This is a genomic window from Pseudomonas sp. XP2, from assembly GCF_053557975.1.
Map to the genome: position 1 here is coordinate 57,569 of NZ_JBNRIK010000018.1, position 6,985 is coordinate 64,553.

A 6,985-nucleotide genomic window follows, 5' to 3' on the forward strand; every position below is an offset into this window, starting at 1 on the left:
GAACCTGTTTCATGTCACAACCCATCGTCGTCGCGGCGCTGTACAAGTTCGTCACCCTGCAAGACTACGTAGAGCTGCGCGAACCGCTGCTCAAGGCCATGCTCGACAACGACGTCAAAGGCACCCTGCTGCTGGCCCACGAAGGCATCAACGGCACTGTGTCGGCCACCCGCGAAGGCATCGACGGGCTGCTGGCCTGGTTGCGCAACGACCCGCGCCTGGCCGATGTCGACCATAAAGAATCGTACTGCGACGAGCAGCCGTTCTACCGCACCAAGGTCAAGCTCAAGAAAGAAATCGTCACCCTCGGCGTACCAGGCGTGGACCCGAACCAGGCGGTCGGCACCTATGTCGAACCCAAGGACTGGAACGCGCTGATCAGCGACCCGGAAGTGCTGCTGATCGACACCCGCAATGACTACGAAGTGGCCATTGGCACCTTCAAGGGCGCGGTGGACCCCAAGACCGAAACCTTCCGCGAGTTCCCGGAGTACATCAAGGCCAACTTCGACCCCAGCAAGCACAAGAAAGTGGCCATGTTCTGCACCGGCGGCATTCGTTGCGAAAAAGCCTCCAGCTACATGCTCGGTGAAGGCTTCGAGGCGGTCTATCATCTTAAGGGCGGCATCCTGAAATACTTCGAAGAAGTGCCTCAGGAAGAAAGCCTGTGGGACGGCGACTGCTTCGTCTTCGACAACCGCGTCACGGTGCGCCATGACCTGACCGAAGGCGAGTACGACCAGTGCCACGCCTGCCGCCACCCGATCAATGCACAAGAGCGCGCGTCCGAGCACTATTCGCCAGGTGTCAGCTGCCCGCATTGCTGGGACACCCTGAGCGAGAAGACCCGGCGCAGCGCCATCGACCGGCAGAAGCAGATCGAGCTGGCCAAGGCCCGCAACCTGCCGCACCCGATCGGTTACAACTACAAAGCCGAGGCTTGATGCATGTCTGCCCGCCTGATCTATGTGATGGACCCGATGTGCTCCTGGTGCTGGGGGTTCGCGCCGGTAGCCGCCGCCCTGATCGCCCAGGCGCGTGAGGCGGGCGTTGCCACCCGCGTGGTGCCGGGCGGGTTGCGCACCGGCGGCAGCGCGTTGGACAGCTCCACCCGCAAGTACATCCTCGAACACTGGCAGGCGGTGGCTGACGCCACCGGCCAGCCTTTTCGTTTCGAGGGGGCCATGCCTGGCGGCTTCGTCTATGACACCGAGCCGGCCTGTCGCGCCCTGGTCACCGCCCGCGAGCTTGACGCCGAGCGCGTCTGGCCGCTGCTGGCGCTGATCCAGCGTTCGTTCTACGAGCAGGGCGTGGACGTGACCACTGCGCCACAGCTGGTCGAGCTGGCCTCGCAGTGCGGCTTCGACCGCGCCGTGTTTGCCGACACCTTCGCCCGCGCCGATACCCGAGCCGCCACCGCAGCCGATTTCAGCTGGGCCCAGGACCTGGGTATCGCCGGCTTCCCGACCCTGCTGGCCGAACGCAATGGCCAGCTGGCGCTGCTGACCAACGGCTACCAGCCGCTGGAGCGCCTGCAACCCTTGCTCGGCCGCTGGCTGCAGCAGGCCGCCTGTGCTTGATGTGCCGGGGTCACCCGACCCGGTGCCGGGCAAGCCTCATGCTGCGGGCGATCGACTGAGCTGGGCGGAAATCCGCCGCCTGGCCCTGCATCACAAGAAAAACCTCTGGTCTGCCAACCTCATCGCCGTGCTGGCGGCTTGCTGCAGTGTGCCCATCCCGTTGCTGTTGCCCCTGCTGGTGGACGAAGTGCTGCTGGGCCATGGCGATGCCGCCCTGAAGTGGATGAACCACCTGCTGCCATCCAGCTGGCAGGTGGCAGCCGGTTATATCGGGCTGATGCTGGCGCTCACCTTGTGCCTGCGCCTGGCTGCCCTGGCATTCAACGTGCTCCAGGCCAAGTTGTTTGCCGGTTTGGCCAAGGATATCGTCTACCGCCTGCGCATCCGCCTGATCGAGCGCCTCAAGCGCATTTCGCTGAAGGAATACGAAAGCCTGGGCAGTGGCACGGTCACTACCCATCTGGTCACCGACCTGGACACCCTCGACAAGTTCGTTGGCGAAACACTCAGCCGTTTCCTGGTGGCCATGCTGACCTTGACCGGCACAGCGGCGATCCTGATCTGGATGCACTGGCAGCTGGCCTTGCTGATCTTGCTGTTCAACCCGCTGGTGATCTACTTCACCGTGCAGTTGGGCAAGCGCGTCAAACACCTTAAAAAGCTTGAGAACGACAGCACCGCGCGTTTTACCCAGGCGCTGACGGAAACCCTTGATGCTATCCAGGAAATCCGTGCAAGCAACCGCCAGGGCTACTTCCTTGGTCGCTTGGGCCTGCGCGCCCGCGAGGTGCGTGATTACGCCGTAGATTCCCAGTGGAAGAGCGATGCCAGTGGCCGAGCCAGTGGCTTGTTGTTCCAGTTCGGCATCGACATCTTCCGCGCCGCGGCCATGCTGACCGTACTGTTCTCCGACCTTTCCATCGGCCAGATGCTGGCGGTGTTCAGCTACCTGTGGTTCATGATCGGGCCGGTGGAGCAATTGCTCAACCTGCAATATGCCTACTACGCCGCGGGAGGTGCGCTGAGCCGCCTCAACGAGCTGCTGGCACGCGATGACGAGCCGCAGTACCCGGCCGCCAGCGACCCGTTCGCCGGCCGCGAGACGGTGGGCATCGAAGTGCGCGACTTGCGCTTTGCCTATGCTGACGAGCCGGTGCTGGAAAACCTCGACCTGTCCATCGCCCCGGGGGAAAAGGTGGCGATTGTCGGCGCCAGTGGTGGCGGCAAGAGCACCCTGGTGCAACTGCTGCTGGGCCTTTACAGCGCCCAGGCCGGGACCATCCGCTTTGGCGGTGCCAGCCTGCAGGAAATCGGCCTGGAAACCCTGCGCGAAAACGTCGCGGTGGTGTTGCAGCACCCGTCGCTGTTCAACGACACCGTACGCGCCAACCTGGCCATGGGCCGCGACTGCAGCGACGAGGCGTGCTGGCAGGCGCTGCGCATCGCCCAGCTGGATGCCACCATCGCCGCCTTGCCACAGGGCCTGGACAGTGTGGTGGGGCGTTCCGGCGTGCGCTTGTCTGGCGGGCAGCGCCAGCGCCTGGCCATTGCCCGCATGGTGCTGGCCGAGCCCAAGGTGGTCATTCTCGACGAAGCCACCTCGGCCCTGGACGCCGCCACCGAGTACAACCTGCACCAGGCCCTGGCGCGCTTCCTCAGCGGCCGCACCACGCTGATCATCGCCCACCGGCTGTCGGCGGTGAAGCAGGCCGACCGGGTGCTGGTGTTCGATGGCGGGCATGTGGCCGAAGATGGCGACCACCAGCAGCTGATTGCCGAGGGTGGGTTGTACGCCAAGCTTTATGGGCACTTGCAGCAAAGCTGAATTTCAGGTGCCTTGTGCCGTCGCTGTGGGAGCGGCCTTGTGTCGCGAAAGGGCTGCAAAGCAGCCCCGGCAATTTCAGCATCAACCTTTAAATTCGGCGGCCGCGTCGCGGCCCTTTCGCGACGCAAGGCCGCTCCCACAGCGTGCGTGCAAATCCTGCGATTCCCTGTCATAAAAAACCCCGTCACGTTGATGGCAGATGGCCTACGCTGTGCTTGTCTGGGTCGATTTGCGCCTTATCTGCTCTGTGACAGGGACTCCATGAAGGGACATCGCACACTCGAAGCGCCAAAGTTGCTCGGCATCACTTGGCCCTTCATCGCCGTTGTGGTCTTCCAGGTGGCACTCGGTAGCCTCAGCCTTTATACGCTGTCGGCCGTGCGTGCCTATGTCGCGGGCGAAAGCCTGTGGTCCAAGGCGCAGAAAGACGCCATCTATTACCTGAACCTGTACGCCGACACCCGCGACGAAAGCACCTACCAGCGTTATCGCCAGGCCATTACCGTGCCCCAGGGTGACCACCAGCTACGCGAGGTGCTCGACCACCCCAGCCCCGACCTGGCTGCCGCGCGCCAAGCTGTGCTGCAAGGCGGCAACCACTCTAACGATGTCGAACGGATCATCTGGTTCTACCGTAACTTTCGCAACATCAGCTACATGCAGACAGCCATCGACTACTGGGACATCGGCGACGACTACCTGGCCAAGCTCGATGTACTGGCCGGCGAGATGCGCCAAAGTTTTGCCAATGGCCCGGTCGACGCCCAGGCAGTCAACGCCTGGAAAGCCCGCATCGTCACCATCAACGAAGGGGTCACGCCGGCGGCCAAGGCGTTCAGCGATGCCTTGGGCGAAGGCTCGCGCATGTTGCTGCGGGTGCTGCTGATTACCAACCTGCTGACAGCGATGTTCCTCATTACCATTGCCTGGCGCCGCTCCAGCAAGCTGCTGGCCCAGCGGCAGGCATTTGCCAGCGCCCTGCAGGAAGAAAAAGAGCGGGCCCAGACCACGTTGCAGGCCATTGGCGATGCGGTCATTACCACCGACGTGGATGGCTGCATCGGCTACATGAACCCAGCCGCCGAGCAACTGACGCATTGGCAGTCTGGCCAGGCCCAGGGCTTGCCGTTGTCGGCGCTGTTCAGCCTGGTGGACGAGCAGGCCGAGGAAGATGGCCGCAGCCTGGTCGAGCAGGTACTGAGTGGCAGCCTCAAGGGCGGCGCCGAGCATGCCCGGCTGATCCAGCGCCTGGATGGCAGCACCGTGTCGATCAACCTGGTGGGCTCGCCGATCGTCAGTAACGGCCAGCTCAGTGGCATCGTCCTGGTGCTGCATGACATGACCCAGGAGCGGCAGTACATCGCCAACCTGTCCTGGCAGGCTACCCATGACGCCCTGACCGGGCTGGCCAACCGCCGTGAGTTCGAATACCGCCTGGAGCAGGCGCTGAACGGCCTGGCGCGCCAGGCCGGGCGGCATTCGCTGATGTTCCTTGACCTTGACCAGTTCAAGCTGGTGAACGACACCTGCGGGCATGCCGCTGGCGACGAATTGTTGCGGCACATCTGCGCTGTGCTGCAATCGGGCCTGCGCGAAGGCGATACCCTGGCGCGGCTGGGTGGCGATGAGTTTGGCGTGCTGCTGGAAAACTGCCCGCCCGAGCAGGCCGAGCGCATTGCCGAGCAGTTGCGCCAGATGGTGCAGAGCTTGCACTTTGTGTGGAAGGGGCGGCCGTTCGTCACCACGGTCAGCGTCGGCCTGGTGCACATGGCCCAGGCACCTGGCACCCTGGAGACCTCGCTGCGGGCCGCCGACATGGCTTGCTACATGGCCAAGGAGAAGGGCCGCAACCGCGTACAGGTGTACCACACCGACGACAGCGAGCTGTCCATGCGTTTTGGCGAAATGGCCTGGATCCAGCGCTTGCACGTGGCTCTGGAAGAAAACCGCTTCTGCCTCTACGCACAGGAAATAGCGCCGCTGAAAGCCTTTGAAGGCCCAGGCCATGTCGAAATCCTGCTGCGCCTGCACGACGAAAGTGGCCGCACCATCCTGCCCAGCAGCTTCATTCCTGCGGCCGAGCGCTATGGCCTGATGACTGCGCTGGACCGTTGGGTGGTGCGCAATGTGTTCCAGGTTGTGCGCCAATGCCTGGACGAAGGCCGCGAAGGGCCGCTGTCGACCTGCGCGATCAACCTGTCAGGGTCGAGCATTGGCGATGACAAGTTCCTTGAATACCTGCAGCGGTTGTTTGTCGAGTATGCCATTCCGCCGCGGATGATCTGTTTCGAAATCACTGAAACCAGCGCGATTGCCAACCTGGGCAGTGCCATTCGCTTCATCAACGAGTTGAAGGGGCTGGGCTGCCGCTTTTCGCTCGATGACTTCTGCGCCGGCATGTCGTCGTTCGCCTACCTCAAGCATTTGCCGGTGGATTACTTGAAGATCGACGGCAGTTTCGTCAAGGACATGCTCGACGACCCGATCAACCGGGCCATGGTCGAGGTCATCAACCACATCGGCCATGTCATGGGTAAACGCACTATCGCCGAGTTCGTCGAAACACCCTTGATCGAGCAGGCCCTGCAGGAAATAGGCGTGGATTACGCCCAGGGTTACCTGATCGAGCGCCCCCAGGTGTTCACCTGTGACAGTCTGCAGCGCCAACGGATTGCCGCCCGGCCTCTGTTGCAGCGGGCACCTGGCACATTTCGCTAGCGAGAAATCACAAGGATCAAGGAGCTGAAAGTGATTGATGCATTCGTTCGTATCGGGCCTCTGATGGACCCCGCCAGCTACCCCCAATGGGCCCAGCAACTGATTGAAGACTGCCGGGAGAGCAAGCGCCGGGTGGTGGAGCATGAGTTCTACGCTCGCCTGCGCGACGGCCAGCTCAAGCAGTCGACCATTCGTCAGTACCTGATCGGTGGCTGGCCGGTGGTGGAGCAGTTCTCTCTGTACATGGCCCATAACCTGACCAAGACCCGCTATGGCCGCCATCAGGGCGAAGACATGGCGCGGCGCTGGCTGATGCGCAACATCCGCGTCGAGCTCAACCATGCCGACTACTGGGTGAACTGGTGCCAGGCCCATGGTGTGCACCTGCATGATTTGCAGGCCCAGGAAGTGCCACCCGAGCTGAACGGCCTGAACGACTGGTGCTGGCGCGTGTGCGCCACCGAGAACCTGGCCATTTCCATGGCAGCGACCAACTACGCCATCGAGGGTGCGACCGGGGAATGGTCGGCGGTGGTGTGCTCGACCGATACCTACGCCCAGGGCTTCCCGGAAGACCAGCGCAAGCGGGCGATGAAGTGGTTGAAAATGCATGCCCAGTACGATGATGCGCACCCTTGGGAGGCGCTGGAAATCATCTGTACCCTGGCCGGCGAGAACCCGAGCCTTGGGCTGCGTACCGAGTTGCGCAGGGCGATTTGCAAGAGTTACGACTGCATGTACCTGTTCCTGGAGCGGTGCATGCAGCAGGAGAGCCGCCAGCAAGGCCGTTTGCGCCCGGCGTTGGCGGCCGGCTGATCTTTCGCCTGTACTGGCCCTATCGCCGGGGAGCCCCCGCCCCCCC

At 63.0% G+C, this 6,985-nt stretch carries 5 protein-coding genes; all 5 read left to right on the plus strand.

The genetic code is table 11. The features are described from left to right. The first annotated feature begins 11 nt into the window (after positions 1 to 11). The gene (gene trhO, locus ACK1VC_RS19085) at positions 12 to 944 is read left to right on the plus strand and encodes an oxygen-dependent tRNA uridine(34) hydroxylase TrhO (protein WP_016485346.1); all 933 of its coding nucleotides are present in this window, start codon (positions 12 to 14) and stop codon (positions 942 to 944) included. 3 nt (positions 945 to 947) lie between these two features. Further along, positions 948 to 1,580, plus strand: a complete 633-nt coding sequence (locus ACK1VC_RS19090) for a DsbA family protein (protein WP_060518704.1) — start codon at positions 948 to 950, stop codon at positions 1,578 to 1,580. Then, a complete protein-coding gene (locus tag ACK1VC_RS19095; protein WP_016485348.1) occupies positions 1,573 to 3,405 on the plus strand; it encodes an ABC transporter ATP-binding protein in 1,833 nt (610 codons plus the stop codon). The genes ACK1VC_RS19090 and ACK1VC_RS19095 overlap by 8 nt, the downstream gene beginning before the upstream one ends. A 261-nt stretch (positions 3,406 to 3,666) precedes the next feature. Further along, positions 3,667 to 6,123, plus strand: coding sequence for an EAL domain-containing protein (locus ACK1VC_RS19100; protein ID WP_060518702.1), 2,457 nt, complete (start codon positions 3,667 to 3,669; stop codon positions 6,121 to 6,123). A 30-nt stretch (positions 6,124 to 6,153) separates the two neighbouring features. Next, on the plus strand, positions 6,154 to 6,939 hold the full coding sequence (locus ACK1VC_RS19105; RefSeq protein WP_016485350.1) for a TenA family transcriptional regulator: 786 nt from the start codon (positions 6,154 to 6,156) through the stop codon (positions 6,937 to 6,939). Positions 6,940 to 6,985: the final 46 nt, after the last annotated feature.